This is a genomic window from Luteolibacter sp. Y139 (genome assembly GCF_038066715.1).
GTDB classification, from domain to species: domain Bacteria; phylum Verrucomicrobiota; class Verrucomicrobiia; order Verrucomicrobiales; family Akkermansiaceae; genus Haloferula; species Haloferula soli.
The window spans coordinates 787,427-806,003 of sequence record NZ_JBBUKT010000001.1; the positions used below are offsets into that span (position 1 = coordinate 787,427).

Annotated in this window: 9 protein-coding genes; 5 read left to right on the forward strand and 4 right to left on the reverse strand. The window is 63.5% G+C overall.

Annotation, left to right across the window (positions count from 1 at the left end; genetic code table 11):
- The first annotated feature begins 45 nt into the window (after positions 1-45).
- Positions 46-1,473 carry a cardiolipin synthase gene (gene cls / locus WKV53_RS03405; RefSeq protein WP_341402944.1) on the forward strand — a complete coding sequence of 476 codons (1,428 nt, stop codon included), beginning with the start codon at positions 46-48 and terminating at the stop codon, positions 1,471-1,473.
- A 45-nt stretch (positions 1,474-1,518) separates the two neighbouring features.
- Here cls and WKV53_RS03410 read toward each other — a convergent pair whose 3' ends face one another.
- Together WKV53_RS03410 and WKV53_RS03415 are read right to left on the reverse strand one after the other, a co-directional pair.
- On the reverse strand, positions 1,519-1,857 hold the full coding sequence (locus WKV53_RS03410; protein WP_341402945.1) for a cyclic nucleotide-binding domain-containing protein: 339 nt from the start codon (positions 1,855-1,857) through the stop codon (positions 1,519-1,521).
- Between the two features lie 68 nt (positions 1,858-1,925).
- Positions 1,926-3,374, reverse strand: coding sequence for a mechanosensitive ion channel family protein (locus tag WKV53_RS03415; RefSeq protein WP_341402946.1), 1,449 nt, complete (start codon positions 3,372-3,374; stop codon positions 1,926-1,928).
- Between the two features lie 210 nt (positions 3,375-3,584).
- Here WKV53_RS03415 and WKV53_RS03420 point away from each other — a divergent pair, with 210 nt between their 5' ends.
- The 4 genes from WKV53_RS03420 to WKV53_RS03435 all read left to right on the forward strand — a co-directional run bounded on the left by WKV53_RS03420 (position 3,585) and on the right by WKV53_RS03435 (position 16,762).
- On the forward strand, positions 3,585-4,310 hold the full coding sequence (locus WKV53_RS03420; RefSeq protein WP_341402947.1) for an RNA polymerase sigma factor: 726 nt from the start codon (positions 3,585-3,587) through the stop codon (positions 4,308-4,310).
- Between the two features lie 4 nt (positions 4,311-4,314).
- Entirely contained in the window at positions 4,315-8,091 is a 3,777-nt protein-coding gene (locus WKV53_RS03425) for a protein kinase domain-containing protein (RefSeq protein WP_341402948.1), read from the forward strand.
- 183 nt (positions 8,092-8,274) lie between these two features.
- Positions 8,275-12,141 (forward strand): choice-of-anchor Q domain-containing protein, encoded by a 3,867-nt coding sequence (locus WKV53_RS03430; protein ID WP_341402949.1) that lies wholly within the window; start codon positions 8,275-8,277, stop codon positions 12,139-12,141.
- Positions 12,142-12,253: 112 nt separating this feature from the next.
- Positions 12,254-16,762, forward strand: coding sequence for a S8 family serine peptidase (locus tag WKV53_RS03435; protein ID WP_341402950.1), 4,509 nt, complete (start codon positions 12,254-12,256; stop codon positions 16,760-16,762).
- Positions 16,763-16,821: 59 nt separating this feature from the next.
- Here the strand turns inward: WKV53_RS03435 and WKV53_RS03440 are convergent, their stop codons facing one another.
- Positions 16,822-17,748: an MBL fold metallo-hydrolase gene (locus WKV53_RS03440; RefSeq protein WP_341402951.1), complete on the reverse strand. Its 927-nt coding sequence runs from the start codon at positions 17,746-17,748 to the stop codon at positions 16,822-16,824.
- A gap of 34 nt (positions 17,749-17,782) precedes the next feature.
- Complete coding sequence (pyrF, locus tag WKV53_RS03445; protein WP_341402952.1) at positions 17,783-18,562, reverse strand: orotidine-5'-phosphate decarboxylase; 780 nt, start codon at positions 18,560-18,562, stop codon at positions 17,783-17,785.
- Between the last annotated feature and the right edge of the window lie 15 nt (positions 18,563-18,577).

The window sequence follows — 18,577 nt, forward strand, 5'->3', positions numbered from 1 at the left end:
CATCGATTGCGTGGACGGAGCCGGGATATCGGTTAGAATGGGCCGATGCCGGGCCACGAAATCCTCACCGCCACCCTCGCCGCGGCGCTGCTGCTTTTCCACGGATTGGGCCTCGTGCTGATCGTCCATGCGCTGATGAACGTGCGCACCTCCCAGGGCACCATCGCCTGGATCGTTTCCCTGCTGGCCCTGCCGTGGATCGCGGTGCCGATGTACTACCTCACCGGCAAGTCCCGCTTCTCCGGCTACGTCCGGGCCCGCCGCGGCGAGGATGCCGACCTGCGCAAGCTTGCCGAGGACATGCACCAGCGCCTGCGCCACCATGAGATCAAGCCGGACGATGCCTTCGGCAGGGCCGCGGAGTTCCTCGGCGGCCTCCCTTTCACCCGCGGCAATGAACTGACACTGCTGATCGACGGCGAAGAGACCTTTGAAGCCCTCTTCAAATCCATCGCTTCCGCCCAGACCTACCTGCTGGTGAACTTCTTCATCGTGAAGAACGACCGCGTCGGCCACCGCTTCAAGCAAGCCCTGATCGACCGCGCCAAAGCCGGCGTCCGCGTCTACTTCCTCTACGACGAACTCGGCTCTAACAAGCTCTCCCGCGCTTACCTGAAAGAACTCGAAGCCGCGGGAATCAAGCACGCCTACTTCGGCAGCAATCGCTACTGGGTCTCACGCGTGCAGCTCAATTTCCGCAACCACCGCAAGATCGTCGTCGTGGATGGCAAGGAAGCCTTCGTCGGCGGCATCAATGTCGGCGACGAATACCTCGGCCGCGACCAGCGCTTCGGCGCGTGGCGAGATACCCATCTCAAATTGAGAGGCCCCTCGGTCCAGGCGATCCAACTCGTCTTCATTGAAGACTGGAATTGGGCCGCCGATGAAATCCCCGACCTCGAATGGTCCGGGCACGCGGAAACCGCCGATCAAATCGCAGCCATAATCCCCACCGGCCCGGCCGACCCGGTCGAGTCCTGGCAACTCGTCGTCGCCGAGCTGGCCAATACCGCCCGCGAGCGCCTGTGGATCGCCACCCCTTACTTCGTGCCAGATGGCGGCGTTCTGACCGCTCTGCAAGCCGCCTCAATCCGCGGCGTGGACGTTCGCATTTTGATCCCTGAGAAAGCGGATCACCTCCTCGTCTGGCTCTCCGCCTTCACCTACTTCGAGCCGGCCATCACCTGCGGCATCAAACTCTTCCGCTACACGCGCGGCTTCCTCCACCAGAAGGTCATCCTGAGCGACCAACTCGCTTGCGTCGGCACCGCCAATCTCGACAACCGCTCCTTCCGGCTGAACTTCGAGATCTCGGCCTTGTCCGCAGATCCCGCATTCGCCAGCGACGTCGCCAAGATGCTGGAAAACGATTTCACCCTGTCACGCGAGGTGAAGGTCGATGAATTCACCAGCCGACCTTTCCTCTTCCGCCTCGCCTGCCGTGCCGCCCGATTGACGGCACCGGTCCAATGACAACCACTCAGGCGTCGTCGTAGATTTGCTCCACGTAAGTGTGGGTCATCCACGAAAGGCGACGCGCCAGATTCCGCGCAATCTCCAGCGTGATCTCATGGCTAGCGGCATCACCGAGGCCGCATCCTTCACCACCGCGAAGGTGCAGGGCGCCAGCGCCACCACCGTGGCCGTGGCAGGCACGCCTAACAGAGCGGAAATCTCACCCAAGGCCGATCCCTCCTTGGAGATCCGGCCGATCGACATCTGATCGCGCAGGACCTCCACCTCACCGGACTTGAGAAGGAAAAGATCACCCGCCGGCGCGCCCTCCTGAATGATGACATCGCCCCCGGCAAATTGGACTTCAGGGGCATCTCCAACCAACTCCAGCAACTTCGACATCCAAGAGCCGCTAGGCCCAGCCTATCCCTCCATCAATCCGCCGATGGTGACGAAAACGCCCAACTCTTTCAATTCACGGAAGGCCCGCTGCGGAAAACGCTGATCATTTTCCCCAGTAGCACCTTCGCCAGGCTCGCTCGCTTCTCTTCGTGGTCCTCGTCGTGCGCTGCGCTTTCCTTCGCATGACGGCGGAGATTGCGGCTGGCGAGATTGTGGCTCAGCTGGTCCATGATGTCCGGATTCGCCTCCAGCAGCGGCGTGATCGCCTGCCGCCCGATTCGATAGGCCGCCCCGCCCGTCGCCGCACGAATCGTCGCGGTGCGCGGCTCCCCCGTAAGCAGGGACATTTCGCCAAAATAGTCCCCCGCATGCATCGGCGCCACGAAGACCTCCCGGCCATCGACTTCCACCAGCACCTCCACCGCTCCCTCCACGAGCAGGAACATCTCATGATCCTCACCTCCCTGACGGATCAGCACCTCGCCCTTCTCGAAGCGGATCAGCGCCGCGCTCTCCGCCAGCACATCCAACGAGCCATGGTTCACGTTGTGGAAAAGTGCAAGCCTCCCCAGCAGCTTCGCACGCGCGGCAGGAGTGACATTACCCACGAGTTCCCGCTCCTCGCGATGGAGGACCACCTTCTCCGAAAGTGGGATGCCCGCGAGCTGCAGATGCCGCAGCACGCTCCGCGCGACCGTGTCGGTCGCCTGGTCCGATGACTTCGCCGCAGGATCCAGCCAATAGCGGATCCAATACACCACCCCCGACGCCTCCATGCCCGTGATCAGCACGTCGGGAGCTTTCGCCGCGGGATCCGGTCCTCCCTCCACGCCTACGGTGGCCTGCACCGCAGCCAGCAAGACTTCACGCCCACGATCCGGATCGAGCTCCGGCGGCAGCTTCACCTTCATATCGAATCGGCTCAGACGCGAGGGCTGGGAGAAATTCGTGATGATCGCCGTGCTCAGCACGCTGTTGGGACACACCACCAGATTCCCCGCGCGCGTCCGCAGATGCGTGGTGCGCCAGTTGATCTCTTCCACCCAGCCGGACTGCGGATTGCCGCCACTGCTCCGCGGAATCTCGATCCAATCACCGATATGAAACGCCGAATCGATGTTCGCACTCAGCCCCGAAAAAATATCGAGGATGATCGGCCGCAGCGCGAGGCCCACCACCACCGCGATCACGCTGGAAAGCGTCAGCAAGCCGGGAAGCGCACCGCTGAAAACCACATTCACCGACAACAGCGCCGCCGCGACGATGAAGACGATCCCGATGAGATGCTTCAGGATCTTCGGCACCGGCCGGCCCTTCGACTTCGCCACCGCCAGGTCCAGCACCACCGAGCACAGCAAGCGATACACCAGCGAGAACCCCAGCAGGATGCAGGACACCGCCGCCACCTTCTGCCAATCCTCCTCGCGGATGAATCCACCACCCTGATAGCGATCCAGCACCGCGACCAAAACGAGGCCACCCAGAGGCAAAGCCGTCTCGCGGAGAATACGAGCCAAGTGATTTGAGCTACCCGGGGAGGTCATGTCAGCATCGCGACGGCTATGACGTTGCGCGGCTCACAAGCGCCGCCTCCAGCCATTTTCCCGCCAGAGGCAATTCGTCACAAAAACGCCACATTCGGCGCGCAACCCGCCGATGCCTGAACACCTCCTTGCCGGACTCCCCCCGTAAACTGATAGTCACCCCGGCTCACTTTTCCCCCGACCGTGCCTGCCGATCCCCTCGAGTCGCAATCGCCCGATCCCTTCCCCAAGACCCGCTGGAGCATGGTCTGGGGAGCACAGGGCGACGACCCCGCGGCACTCGCTGAACTGTGCAAGGCCTACTGGTTCCCCCTCTACTGCTACGCCCGTCGGATCACCGGAAATCGCGATGATGCGAATGACCTGACCCAAAGCTTCTTCGAAATGCTGCTGACCCAGCAGTCGCTGAAAAGCGTGAGCGCGGAACGCGGCAAGCTGCGGGCATTCCTTCTCACCGCCCTGAAAAATCACGCGGCAGGCCAACACCGCCGCGACAGCGCGCAAAAACGCGGCGGCTCCATGCCCGTGGTGATGATCGATGCCCTGAGCGCCGAGCAGCGCTATGCGCTCGAACCCCACGAAAACCTCTCCCCGGAAAAGGAGTTCGACCGCGCCTGGGCTCGCCAACTCCTCGCTTCCGTCCTCACCAAACTCGGCGAAGCCTATCGCGAAGCGGGCAAAGGAAATGTCTTCGACGCCCTCCACGACCACCTCACCGGCGGCGAAACGGAAGCCTACGCCGATGCCGCCGAATCTCTCGGCCTTTCCCAGGCAGCCGTCCGCTACGCCGCCTTCAAGCTGCGCGAGCGCTACCGCACCATGCTCCGTGAAGCCATCCTTGACACCGTGACCAGCGATGAAGAGGCCGCGGAGGAAATGTCTCACCTGCGCTGCCTCTTCTCCGACTGACGCGATGTCCGCCACCTCTTGCCGCCGATGTGGAAGCCCGCTCGATGCGGCCGGACATTGCGGTTCGTGCCTGCTGGAAACCGGCATCGGCATCGAAGGACAGACGACCGCCGAACGCATTTTCCAAGCAGCGCTCTGTCACGATGAAAGCGAGCGGACCGCCTTCATCGAACTCGCTGCCAGCGGTGACGCGACTCTGTTAGAAGACGTCCGCATGCTCCTCGAAGGCTACGCCGAGGCCGGCGGCGATCACGCCTTGCCAACCATGGGTCATGCGACCAACGCCCGTTCCCAGTGGGCCGCACGAAATAGCGAGGCACCCGGCACGGTGATTGATCACTTCCGCTTGGTGAAGGTCATCGGCGAAGGCGGCATGGGCTCTGTCTGGGAAGCGGAACAAACAGCTCCCATCAAGCGGCGCGTAGCACTGAAGGTCATCAAGCTCGGCATGGACACCCGCGAGGTCGTGCGCCGCTTCGAGCGCGAGCGCAGCACGCTGGCCCTGATGACCCATCCCTGCATCGCCAGCGTTTTCGAGGCCGGCGCCACTCCGCTGGGCAGACCCTACTTCGCAATGGAGTTGGTCGAGGGCGACACCATCACTGGCCACTGCCGGGCAGCTTCCCTCGGCGTGCGGGAACGGCTCTCCTTGTTTCTCGAAGTCTGCGGCGCGATCGAGCACGCCCACCAGAAAGGCGTCATCCATCGCGATCTGAAGCCATCGAATATCCTCGTCTCCGGCGACAGCGTGAAAGTCATCGACTTCGGCGTCGCGAAGGCCACCCGCGAGGAAGGCGGCGATGCCCTCTACACCCGCCAGGCGCAGGTGCTCGGCACTCCCGCCTACATGAGCCCGGAACAAGCGGAGTCAGAGGGCGTCGACGTGGACACCCGCACCGATGTCTATTCGCTGGGCGTCGTGCTCTATGAGCTCCTCTGCGGCACGCTCCCCTTCGACCCGAAGCGCCTCGCCAGCACCGGCATCCGTGAAATGCAGCGCATCCTCCGCGAGGAAGATCCGCCACGCCCCAGCACCCGCATCACCACCATCAAGGGCGCACCGTCGGAACCCGTGCAACGCCTCGAACTCCATGGCGATCTCGACTGGATCGTCATGAAGGCCATGAGCAAGGACCGCGCCCGCCGTTATCGCAGCGCCGCCGCCTTGGCCGACGATCTACAACGCTACCTCGATGGCGATGTGGTCAGCGCGGTACCACCCACGCTGACCTACCAGCTCGGAAAATTCGTCCGTCGCCACCGCGCCCCCGTGGCCGCGGGCATCGCCGTGCTACTCGCATTGACCGCCGGCCTCATCGCAAGCCTCTCCCAGGCAAAACGGGCCAAGACCGCATTGGCAGGCGAAGAGCAAGCGCGCGCCGAAGCCACCTTCACCGTGGCAGACATGTATGCGCGCTCGGGATTGGTCGCCGCCGAAAACGAAGACGACACCCGCGCCGCCCTATGGTTCGCGAACGCCGCGGTCATCGCGGAAAAGGATCACCAACGCGCCGCCGCCAACACCCTGCGAGCCACCACCTGGCACGCGGAATCCGCCACCGCCCTACGCGCCTTCGACACCGGCTACGCGCATCTTCACGACCTCGTCTGGAACCCGCAGCACCCCGCCATCATCGCACAAAACGAAAACGAGCTGGCCGCCCAAGTCTGGGACCTCACCTCGGAAACCCGCTGGCTTCCCCAAATCGCGATCGCAAGGGCCGCATGGTCCCGCGATGGCTCACACGTGGCCGCCTTGTTGCCTGAGGGCTCACTCGTGGTTCTCGACTACCCATCCGGAAAAGAACTCGCCCGCCTTCCCTCGCAGACAGCCCTCGGCATCACATGGAGCCTCGATGACAGCGAAATCGCCGCAGGCACCACCCTCTGGCACTGGCAGTCCGGAAAAACCCGCAGCTTTCCCCAATTCACTTCCTGTTTCCGCTTCACTCCCGATGGCACCCGCATCCTCCTCCAGTGGGGAGACTTCACCGGCGTCGTCAACGCCTCCCAACCGCAAACTCTCCTCCATCCCCCAATCCCCTCCGCTCCTCTCGATCGCTCCGATTTCCTCGGCGACTGCAGCCGCTTCGTCGTCGGGCTCCCGGAAGGAGGCCTGGCGATCTACGACACCTCTAGTGGTAATTTGTTAGAAAAGCATCCCGGCCGAGCCCCGCCCTTCTCCGCAGGCGGCCCCTTGGCCACCAGTCCCGACGGGCGATTCATCGCCAGAAGAAACGCCAAGGCACTCGATCTCCAGACAACTCGCGAAACCATCTTCCCCGTCCACGCGGGAGGATCCGCCGAAGCACGCTTCAGCCCTGATGGCTCGCTGCTAGCAAGCGGCGACTACGACTACCGTCTCGAACTGTGGTCAGTCGCGGACGGAAAATTCCTCGGCGTCATTGGCCATCATCACACCGGCGTGATCAATCTCGCCTTCTCACCCGATGGCCGCTCCATCGCCTCCGGCGAAGATGGCCTCGTGAGGGTTTGGCGTCTTCCAAAACACCAGCCCATCCGCGAAATCCCCGTCGCCGGCCCCACATCCGTCGTCCTCTCGCCCGACGGAAAACTCGCGGCCTCCTCCGGCTTCACCCAGCAAACCACCACCCTCACCAGCACCCAGGTCTACGACCTCGCTACCGGCCAACCGGTCGGACCAGCCCTCGAATGCGGTGGCAAGATAATGGACGCCTCCTTCGGTCCAAACAACGCTTGGCTCGCCACCGCCGCGAGCACCACCACCGACCGCAGCTTCGAGGCCTTCACCAAGTCTGGCGGCAGCGGCCACCTGAATTACTGGAACTATCGTACTGGAGAACGAATCGGCGAAGCCGTCCCCCTTCCCTCAGAGCCACGCGGCCTCGCCCTCCACCACTCCGGCAATTACCTCGGCATCGCCTGCGCCGGCGGACAAGGCATCGAAATCGACAACCGCACCCGCGAGATAAAAACCTTGTTCGATCGCAAGCTCTTCGTCCACGCCGGAGCCACCCTCAACAACGGCCGCTGCGCCTACAGCCCGGACGGCAGGATCTTCGCCTCCTGGGGCATGATCGACTACGTCAGCCTCTGGGATCGCGAACAAGCTCGCGAATTGATCCCGCCAGACCCGAAAATCGGCAACGCCTTCGACCTGGATTTCCACGACGGCGTCGCCGCGCGCGCCATGGTCTCCAGCAAGCTGCGCCTCTCTTTCGACAGCCTTCGCGACGGCAGCATCGCCAGCCCTGACATCCCCTACACCAACTGGCCCTTCCTCACCCGCTTCAGCCAGGACGGCACGCTTCTCCTCACCGCCGGTGGTGCCGGCAGCGCGCAGGTCTGGGACTGGCGCCAGGGCAAGATGATCTGCCCCGCCCTCAGCCACGGCCAGACCACCATCATGGGCGGTGCCTTCATCCCCGACACCCCATGGGTCATCACCGGCAGCCACGATGGCACCGTGCGCTTCTGGGACCGCCACAATGGCATGCCAGCACGCCCATCGCTAACGTTCCCCGGCTGGGTACTCGAGCTGAAGCTCACCCCGGATACCCACACCCTTCTCGTATCAGGCATGCTCCCCGGTGGCATCCAAGTGGTGGATCTCAAACCACTCTTCCCATCGCCGGATCTCGATCCCGCCAGCCTGCTTCTTCTCTGTGAAATCGACGCCGATGCCCAGGTTCATCCCGGCGGCGGCCTCGCACCCTTCACTCCGCAGCAGTGGCTCGCGAAGTGGCAGGCATTCCGGAAGCAGCATCCCGATTTCCCGGGACATCGTTTGGAAGACTGAAACGCAACCGCATCCGGACCGCGGAAAATAATTTCCGCACTTCCGCCAACGCGCGCCGGAATTCCGCATAGAAGTGAGAGTGGAAGCCTTGTTGCCCTGACCCCCGGGCAAGTCGCGGATGCAGCCCTTGCATTCGCCCCCTCAGCTCTCAGAAATTCAACGGCTTGCAAAAGCCCCCTCCCCATGAAACCCCTGACACTTCTCTTTGCTTTTGTCGCCTGCATGATCCCCGCGGCATGGGCAGGCACTTGGTCCACCACCCCATGGACCAATGACGCATCGACCGGCGTCACCACCGCGAAAACCGTCTGGGCCTACAATCTCGGCAACACCTCCAGCCCCACCGTCAACGGCGTCACCTTCACCGGCGTCAGCGGCGGCAGTCCCGCGGTCGCCGGAAAATTCTCCCTCACCGGACCGGCCTTCTTCATCAATGGCCACACCAACGACCTCACCGCCCTGTCCGGCAGCGGCAGCGCGGGCTTGGGATCGGACTTCGTCTACGGCGGCTCACCCGCGACGCTCACCCTCGAAGGCCTTCAAACCGGCGCCGACTACACCATCTCGATCTTCGGAGTGGCATGGGACTACCCGGACGCCCGCGTCGCCACCTTCAATAGCAGCGGCGACACCATCGTCGTGGATGAGAACGCACTGGGCACCGGCAAAGGTCGCCGCATCGACTACAGCTTCACCGCCACCGCCGCTACCCGCACCATCACCGTCACACCGGCAACCGCCAATACCTTCCACTTCTACAGCCTCGCCCTGCAGCGTCAGCCGCTCTTTGTCACCACCAACGCCGACTCCGGCTTGGGAAGCCTCCGCCAGACCGTCGCTGACGCCCTGCCCGGCGCGGTCATCCAGTTTGCCTCTCCTTTGTCCGGCCAGACGGTCACGCTCACCAGCGGGACGATCATCATGTCGAAGTCGATCACCATTTCGTCCGCCGACCTGCCGGTAGGCATGACGATCTCGGGAAACCACGCCACCCAGATTCTCCGTGTCACCAGTGGCGCAAGGCTGACCCTCGAGTCGCTGACACTGCGCGACGGCGTCGATCCATTCGGAGGCGCCATTCGAAACGTGGACAGCAGCCTGACGATGCGAAACTGCACGGTGACCGGCTGTTCGGCCACGGATGGCGGAGCGATCCATGCAGACTCCGATCTAGCCGGAAAAAAAACCACGCTGATCAACTGCACCTTGACCGGCAACACCGCAACCGCCCGCGGAGGCGCCATCTACAATGACGACGGCGATACGGAGCTGATCCACTGCACTATCTCCGGGAATACCAATACCTTGGGGGTGGGAGGTGGCGTCTGCACCTTCTCGGACTCCTTCACCCGGACGACCGTCCGCCACTCGATCATCGCGGGGAACACCGGCAGCGATGTCCATATCCTGGGCGGAAGCACGATGACCTTCGTCAGTAGCAACGCGAACATCATCGGCACCGGCACCGGCAGTCCGGCCTTCAACCAATCCGCCGATCACGTCAATGCCGACCCCATGTTGCTTCCCTTGGCGGACTACGGCGGACCGCTCACCACCATGCCTCCCCTTTCCGGCTCTCTTGCTATCGACCTGCCAATCGCCTCGTCGACCGGAACCGATCAACGCGGCGTCGCCCGTGACAATGCCCCCGACAGCGGAGCCGTTGAACGAGGCCCCATCGTCACCGTCACTAATACCAATGACACCGGCTCCGGCTCGCTGCGCGCCGCCCTCGCCGCGGTGACCGTGCCGGATACACGCATCCGCTTTGCCTCCGGACTCAGTGGTAACACCATCACGCTTACCAGCGGGCACCTGCAGTTGCAGACCACAAACAATGTCGAGATCGACGCCAGCACCTTGCCCGCCGGCATCACCATCAGCGGCGGCGGCACCAGCCGCGTGATGCACAACAACCCCGGCATCCTCGGCCTGAACCGGGTGACGCTGGCAAATGGCGCAAGCACCGACGGCGGCGCGCTGATTTCCCTCGGCCACCTCTTTGCCACCGATTGCACCTTCCGCAATTGCCAGGCATCGGGCAATGGCGGCGCGCTCTTCCTCTTCCAAGGACGCGCCGATCTCCTCCGCTGTGCCTTCAACACCAACACCGCCGGCCAAGGCGCGGCCATCTGGCAAGCCGGCGATGGCAACGTGAACCTCACCAACTGCACCGTGAGCGGCAACTCCTGCAGCGACTCCTCCGGAACCGGTGGACTCTACTTTTCAGAAGGCAGCCACCGGCTCCAGCACGTCACGATCAGCGACAATCACGGCAAGAGCGAGGGCCCCGGCGGGATCCAGACCGAGGGCTTCGTCTCCGTGGATCTCAATGGCTGCATCATCGCCGGAAACACCAGCGAAAGCCCCTACTCGGACATCATCCTCTTCGGCACCACCACCACCAGCGGGCCCAATCTCATCGGCGTGAACGATTTGTTCGAAAGCAAGTTCCCCACCGGCCCGCTCGTCGGCACCAGCAGCGCACCGCTCGATCCGAAACTCGCCCCCTTGGGAAACTATGGCGGCCTCACCCGGACTCGCCCGCCGTTCTACGATTCACCGGCGATCGGCATTGCGGGCACCTCCACGCTGACCAACGACCAGCGGGGAATCGCGCGCTCCGGCACGATCACGCTTGGCTCGGTGCATGATGTTCCAGCCATCGTGACCACTGCGGCCAACTCCGGAGCCGGCTCGCTGCGAGACACCCTCGCCGCGGCCTTTACCACCAATGTCCGCTTCGATCCTGCCGTCTTCAATGGCGAGCTGGCAGATGTTATCACGCTCACCACCCCGCTCGCTCTCACCCGCTCGGTGGGCATCGACGGCTCTACTGCCTCGAATGTCACGCTGTCCGGCGGCGACGCGAATCGCATCATCGACCTCTCCACCGGACAGGAGACCCACATCAAAGCCCTGACCCTGCGCGATGCGCTCGCCACCGACGGCGGCGCGATCCGCTCCCAGGGTCGCCTCACTCTTGACCAGTGCCGGCTCATCGAAAACCACGCCAACGGCACGGGTGGAGGCGGAATCCAAAGCTCGGGCGACGTGACCCTGCGCTCCTGCGAATTTTCCGGCAACACATCAGCCTCCCAAGGAGGCGCGGTCCGCATGGTCGGGGCCAAGTTCCGGGCGGAAAACTGTCTCTTCGCCAACAATCACGGGACTAACGGCGGCGGCGTCCTGCGCACCAATGGCGGCGACTCCGCATTCACCAATTCGATCTTGGCATCCAACACCACGAACGGCACCGGCGGAGCCATCTGGATCCAAGATTCGGGAGCCGTCCTCAAGCTCACCCACTGCACCGTGACAGGGAATAGCGCGGTGGGCATCACTTGGGACAGTAGTTTCAACACCGTGACCTTGGAAAACTCGATCGTCGCCGGCAATGGCGTCCAGAACCTCGCGCGGGCTCCGCTTCAGCTCGGCAACAACCAGATCACCGGCACTCCCAAGCTCGCCCCGCTCGGCAACTACGGCGGCACGCTCCGCAGCATGCCGCCATTGCCCGGAGCACCCGTGGTCGAAGGCGGCCTCCTGCTCGCCACCACTCCCGCCCTCGACTTCCGCGGAGCCCCGCGGCCTGGCGGTTCGCTGCCGGACCTCGGCGCGGTCGAAGCCATCCCTCTCGGCAATCTCGGCCTCGCCTCAAATGACGGCGATACCATCCCCGACATCTTCGAAGGCCCCGGCAGTCCCTATCCCCACCTCAGCGCCTCGATCAACAACTCCGCCCTCGACACCGACGGCGACGGGATGACCGACGCCAATGAAATCGCCGACTCCACCGATCCCCTCGATCCGAATTCCCGGCTCCGCGTCACCTACTTCGGAATCACCGCGCAGAACATCAGCTTCACCACCACCGCCATCGACTTCACCTCGTTCCCCGGCCTCTCCTACAGCGCCGAGATCAGCTCTGATCTCGACTTCTCTGATGCCCGCGTGAGCTCACTCGGAACTGCCACCGGCTTCCTCTTCCAGACCGGAGTGAACCTCGCCCCCTCCGAGCGATTCGTCCGGATCCGGCGGAATCCGTGATTTTCAGAAAATGCGCTCTGCCGCCAACGCGGCGGAAAAAACCGCATAGGGATGAATTGAAGGCCCGTGGGCGAACTCCTCGCCCCGGTCCCCTCCTTCAATTCCCCTCTCCATGAAAAAGCCCCTCCGCCTCGGGCTGGTTCTCGCCAGCTCTCTCCTGCTCTTCATCCTGCTTCGTCGCGAAACCGACGATGCCACCCAAGCCAAACCTTCACTCCCCACCAAGGTCACGGCAATCCGTCCCGAAAAGAAGACAAATGGCACCACACCGCCAGCCGACGAAAAGGTCGCCGACGCACCTGCGGGAGAAGTGATGGAAGAACCCGCGCCCCCTCTCCCCGCGCCCCCGCCCGCACCCGGCCTCATTCCCCTCCAGAACCCTCCCGCAAAGCAGTTCGACCCCCGCTTCGTCCAGCCTGCTACTCGCATGGGCCTCTTCGGTGTCCGCGACGAAGCGACCCTCCGCCAGATCGCCGAACAAGACGCCGCCGCCTCCGCCGACAAGGCCGCCGCGATCGCTTGGGCCAAGGCAAACGGCTGGCCGGTCAAAGGAAAGAAGCAGGACGGCGGGGACTTCGAACTCATGCGCCTGAACGAGCAAGGACTCCCCGCCTACTACGAGACCGACAACTCGAACGCCCGCATTTCCCACAATGTCGAGCCGCTGACCCAGTTCGGCGGCCCGCCCGGCGGCGTCACCATTAACCTGAGCGGTTACACATGGCTGGCGGGAATGTGGGAAAGCGGACCCCCGCGGCTCAGCCACCAAGAGTTCAATGATTTCCCCGGCCGCGTGGTCTATGCGGAAACAGGCTCCACAGGAGACGTGTTGTTCGCGCCCACCACCCACGCGACTCACGTCATGGGCACCATCCTCGGCAATGGCTTCGTCGATGACCACGCACGGGGGATGGCATGGCGCGCCTCCGCGAAATGCTACGGTTGGAACAGCGACGATTTCGAAATGCGCGGCTACTGCGCAACTGCTACCAACCAGCCGTCGAAGCTTTACGTCTCCAACCACTCCTACGGCGTGCCTACCGGCTGGCTCCAGTATCCCAAGGATCACGCCACGAGAGCGAACCTCTACTACTGGGGTGGCAGTAACGGCGCCGCCGAAGCCGCGCAGTTCGGCAAATACTCCAATAGCTGCAGGGAACGCGACATCACCTGTCGGGTGACGCCCTATCACCTCCCCTTCTTTGCGGCTGGCAACGAACGGGGCGACAAGCCCCCCAATGGCGCAACGATCTATTTCTTCGTGCCGAACGGCAGTGGCGGTTATGTCGAGACGTCGGGCACTTGGCCCAATGCCTCGGCACCGGCCGTCGACGGCAGCGTCGATGGCGGCTACGATACCCTCCCCGACAACGGTAATGCCAAAAATGTGATGGCCGTCGGCAGCATGCTGGACGCGGTCTCGAATGGCAGCCGCTCGACCAGCGTGGGCATGAGCAGCTTCTCCAGCTACGGCCCCACCGATGACGGTCGCATCAAGCCGGACATCGTCGCCAATGGACAGGACGTGCTTTCCGCCTCGGACGCCAGCGACACCGCCACCGCGACTCTGTCCGGCACCAGCATGGCCACGCCCGGCGCGACCGGCACCGCCTTGCTGATGCATGAGCATTATCGCGACATGACCGGCCAGTATCTCCGCGCCAGCACCCTGAAGGCGCTGATGATCCACACCGCCACCGACGTCCAGGCCCCGGGCCCAGACTACGCCTCGGGCTGGGGACTCATCGATGCCTGGGCCGGAGCCAATCACATCGACCTCCATGCCTCGGAACCCGGCGGCTACCACATCGTCGAAGGGGTGTTATCGCAGAACTCACGCGAGTTCCGCGTCACCTTCACCGCCACCGGTTTGATCAAGGCCACGCTCGCGTGGACCGATCCCGAAGGTACCGCCCAGTCCGGCCTCGATAACCGGACGAAGGTACTGGTGAACGATCTCGACCTCACCCTTCGCGCGCCTGACGGGACGATCTATCGTTCGCCGGAACTCGATCCTACCAATCCCACCGCCGCCCCGGTCTACAATGGCAACACGAGGGACAACGTGGAAATGATCGGCGGCTTCCCGCTTCAGCTGATCCCCGGCTTGCCCGGCACCTATGAACTGTCAGTCACCTACAAGGGCTCCCTGACCGAGCCCGACCCACTCGAGCCTACCAACCTCAAGCAGGCCTTCTCCCTCATGCTCCAGGGCAATGTCGCAAACACCTCCGGCACCATCGCCGAAGCCATCGACAAACCCGACCGCAGCTTCACCAAGCAAGCCGCCGCCACCGCCTCGTTCGCATGGCAAAGCTCGGGCGGCGCCACCGGCGGCGACCGTGCCGTGAACCTCGCCATCGGCAATAGCCAGTCCGCCGGCTTCGAGACCGTCGTCACCGGCCCGGTCACTGTCAGCTTCGACTGGGGCGTCAGCTCGGAAGCCACCTACGACTTCCTGCGCTTCTACAGCGATGGCGTGAAGCAGCAGGAAATCTCCGGCAGCGTCGCCACCACTTCCATCTCCTACAATGTCCCCGCAGGCACCCACACGCTACGCTGGGCCTATGAGAAGGACGGTTCCCAGACCGCAGGTTCGGACCAGGGATGGATCGACAATCTGGAGTTCAACAGTCTCCCCGAGGCGATGGACAATCTCCCCTACACCTTCACCGAACCCACCGGCTCCGCCGCGCCGTGGAGTCTCCTGAATGCCTCCAGCGTCCCCACCGGCGATGTCGCCAAATCGGCCGAAATCAACGCGGGACAGCGCTCCGACATGGAAACTATCATCCAGGGTCCGGCCTTGGTGCGCTTCCGCATGGTCCAGACGGCAGCCAATGGCGAGTTGCGAGCCCAATGGGGTCCGAACCTTTCCCGCTCCATCCTGCACGGCGCGGGCAACGTTTGGAAAACCTACTCCATCGAACTCGATTCCGGCCCGCAGACCGTACGCTGGTCATGGTACAAGCCCATCACTCAAGCTGGCAATGGCTACGCCGATGAACTCGTTGTCATCCCCTTGCCCTCCAGTCTCCGCGACGCCGCCGATCTCCCGGTGAATGCCTCGAACCTCGTCGTCGAAAACTACGCCGATGCCCCATGGCAGTCCGATGCCTCGGACGCCGCCCCCTCCGGCCGCGGCGGCGAACGCGGCACCAGCTCCATCCACACCGTCTACACTGCAGGTGCTAACAACGACACCGCCATCCGCTTCCCCATCATCAGCAATGGCGGCGGCACCGTCTCCTTCTGGTGGCAAGCCAGCGGCTCGGTCGGCGGCAATCTCTCGCTTCAGATCCGCACCACCACCAATGGCAGCTTCGTCCAGGCCGGCCCCTCCGTCGGCCCGCGCAAGATCACCGCAATCCCCGGCGGCACCCCATGGCAGCAGGTCCACATTGAAATCCCTCCCGGCTACGCCGAACTCCGCTTCCTCTACACCGCCTCGGGCACGGCCGGCCAAGGCTGGATCGATCAGATCGAGTTCCAGGAAGGCATCATGCATCCCGCGCGCGGCCTCGACCGCTGGGGATCGCGCTGGGAGACCTATGGCGATGCACCGTGGGGCGCGATCAATGACACCACCAACGGCGGCATCGATAGCACTTCGCACAGTCCCATCGGCAACAACCAGAGCACCAGCCTGACAACCACCGTCACCGGCCCCAAGAAGCTCTTCTTCCACTGGAAGGTGGATAGCGAGACCAACTACGACTTCCTCCGCTTCGAAATGGACGGCGAGAATGCCGCGGCACCGATCTCCGGCCAGAACGGCGGATGGAGACCCGTCGTCGTCAACATTCCCGCCGGCACTCACTCCCTGCGCTGGTTCTATCAAAAGGACTCCTCCCAGAGCATCGGCCAGGACCGCGGCTGGATCGACAAGGTCTGCATCTTGCGTCCCGACTTCGGCGTCAGCAATCCGCGGCCTGACCCCAACGGAGCCTACGTCATCGTCCCCATGCGCAAGGACCCTACCGCCGGATTCTTCCTCGAGCGCAGCACGGACCTCATCCACTGGGAGTTCACTGGCTACAATGGCATGATCGACCCGCGATTCACCGATGTGAACGTCATCGTTTCCCACACCGGCGTGAAGACCTTCTATCGCGCCCGCTTCGAGCCGGAGATGATCCAAACCATCGAGAATGCCGGCTTCGAGCTGCCTGCCGCTTCGCCGAATACCTTCTGGAATGATGCTCCCGGCTGGGGTCCTGACGGCGATGCCTTCACCGCGACGTCGTTCGAAAACATCCCGAACTTCGCCGCCGGCGGAGCCCAGCATCTCAGCATCGCCGCCGGCTCCTTCAGCGAGATGAAGGGCACCTTCCTCGGCTATCGCGGCGTCCACTCGATCACCGCCGCCATCGGCAATCGCAGCGGCTTCACCCAGCCCGGCAATCTCTCCAGCGTCGTCCTCATCAGCGGCGCCGAGCTTTCCCGCATGGCCGTTGGAGCAGCCGCCATCCCTGCCGGAAACTGGTCACGCTCCATGCCCGCTTCCTTCGATAGCTTCGAGACCAACCTCGACGCCGCCTACTCCTACAAGGTCCGCCTCGAAAGCACCGGCAACCGCTCGTTCTTCGACGACGTGCAAGTCGTGACAGAACCTCAGTAAGTAAGATCCCCCTCCCGGCTCCGCGGTTCCGGCCCTCCCTCCGGGACCGCGGGGCAAACTCACCACTCGATCCCTACCCCCTCTTCCGGAATAAGGATCTTCTCACTGATCCCAAGCCGGTCTGCCTCCATCAGCAACCGCTCCACCGGTTCACCGATCGGCTCATTGCCAAGCGGAAAGGTCCCATAGTGCATCGGGATCATCACCTTCGCTCCGATCTCCGCGAAGGCTCTAACAGCCTCCTCGGGATTCATGTGCACGTCACGACCGCTCGGCGCGTCGTAGGCGCCGATCGGCATCAGCGCGACATCGATGTTAGGCAAACGCCGCCCGATCTCCGCGAACCCATCGAACCACGCGCTGTCACCGCAGTGGAACACGCTCTTGCCACCGGACTCGATGAGATAGCCCCCATAGTCTCGATGGATATCGTGAATGTAGCGCGCCCCCCAGTGATGGCTCGGCGTGTGGATCACATTGAGACTGTTGAACTCGAAGTGATCCCACACCTTCACCTCATGCACCGCGGGAAAGCCCAGCCGCCTCACCAGACTCCCGCTGCCTCGCGGCACGATGATGCCACCGCGCGCCCGCAGCACCTTCAGGCTCGGCTTGTGAAGATGATCGAAGTGCGCATGGCTCACCGCCACCAGATCCAGCTCCGGAATCGCCCTCAGCGGCAGCCCCGGTTCGCGCAGCCGCTTCACAAAGCCGTGCCAGCGCGCCCAGTTCGGATCCACCATCACCGAGTGATCGGCGAATTGCAGCAGGAAGGACGCGTGGCCGATCCACGTGACCCGCACGCAGCCGTTCTCCGGCACGCTCAGGACAGGGTCCTGTTCCGCGCCGCCCCGCTTGGAAAACATCCCGGGAACGATGCGATGGCGGAAGAACTTGTAGTTCCGCGCCGGCCAACCTTTCTGCGGCAACAGCCCGGAATAGTGGGCCGTCACCTGACCGGTCTTCGGATGTCTTTTCCTCGGCATCAGTTTGCCACCCTAACCTCAGGTTCCTACGGAGTCACGCGACCGCTTCTTCATACGCCTGCGAAATTCTCGCAGCCCATGAAACCGCACGCTCGCCGTAGCTGCTCCCGTCATCGGCATACAGGATACCGCGGGAAACATTGATCACATCCGGCGCGGTTCGCGCGGCAGCAGCCAGCGAGGCAAGATCACCCCCCTGAGCACCCAGCCCCGGCACCAGCAGCGGTGCATCCGGAATCTTCGCCAGCACACCTGACGCATTCGTCAAGCCCACCACATACCCGACATCCGTCGGCAGCCCCTTCGCCCGCTCGCCGAGCGCGGTCACCAATTCGAACACCGAGCGACCATCCGCCAGCGTCTGCCGTTGGAAATCCGCCGACCCGGCATTCGAAGTCACCGCCAGCAAATAGATCCCCTTCCCTTCCCAACCCAGGAACGGCTCGATCGAATCATAGCCGAGGAAAGGATTCAGCGTCACCGCATCCACCTTCCAGTGCGCGAAATAACTATGAGCATAGTACTTCTGCGTCTCACCGATGTCGCTGCGTTTCGCATCCAGGATCACCGGCACCTCGGACGGCATCTCGCCCAGCAGCTTCTCCAGGATCTCGATCCCCCGCAGCCCCATCGCCTCAAAGTAGGCCATGTTCGGCTTGAAGGCCGCAGCCTTCTCCCAGGTCTCATCCACCACCCGCTTCAGGAAATCCGGCACCGCCTCGATTCCTCCCTCACCCGGCCGGGGATCCAGACCCACACAAAGGCGGGACCCGGTCGCCGCAATCCTCGCCTGCAAACGTTCGCGGTAGCGCATGCCCGGGTTGTAGCA

What these genes read in the sequence shown, in the direction of transcription:
- cls (WP_341402944.1), top strand. Translation starts at nt 46, where the DNA reads ATGCCGGGCCACGAAATCCTCACCGCCACCCTCGCCGCGGCGCTGCTG.
- WKV53_RS03410 (WP_341402945.1), bottom strand. Translation starts at nt 1,857, where the DNA reads ATGTCGAAGTTGCTGGAGTTGGTTGGAGATGCCCCTGAAGTCCAATTT.
- WKV53_RS03425 (WP_341402948.1), top strand. Translation starts at nt 4,315, where the DNA reads ATGTCCGCCACCTCTTGCCGCCGATGTGGAAGCCCGCTCGATGCGGCC.
- WKV53_RS03430 (WP_341402949.1), top strand. Translation starts at nt 8,275, where the DNA reads ATGAAACCCCTGACACTTCTCTTTGCTTTTGTCGCCTGCATGATCCCC.
- WKV53_RS03435 (WP_341402950.1), top strand. Translation starts at nt 12,254, where the DNA reads ATGAAAAAGCCCCTCCGCCTCGGGCTGGTTCTCGCCAGCTCTCTCCTG.
- WKV53_RS03440 (WP_341402951.1), bottom strand. Translation starts at nt 17,748, where the DNA reads ATGCCGAGGAAAAGACATCCGAAGACCGGTCAGGTGACGGCCCACTAT.
- pyrF (WP_341402952.1), bottom strand. Translation starts at nt 18,562, where the DNA reads ATGCGCTACCGCGAACGTTTGCAGGCGAGGATTGCGGCGACCGGGTCC.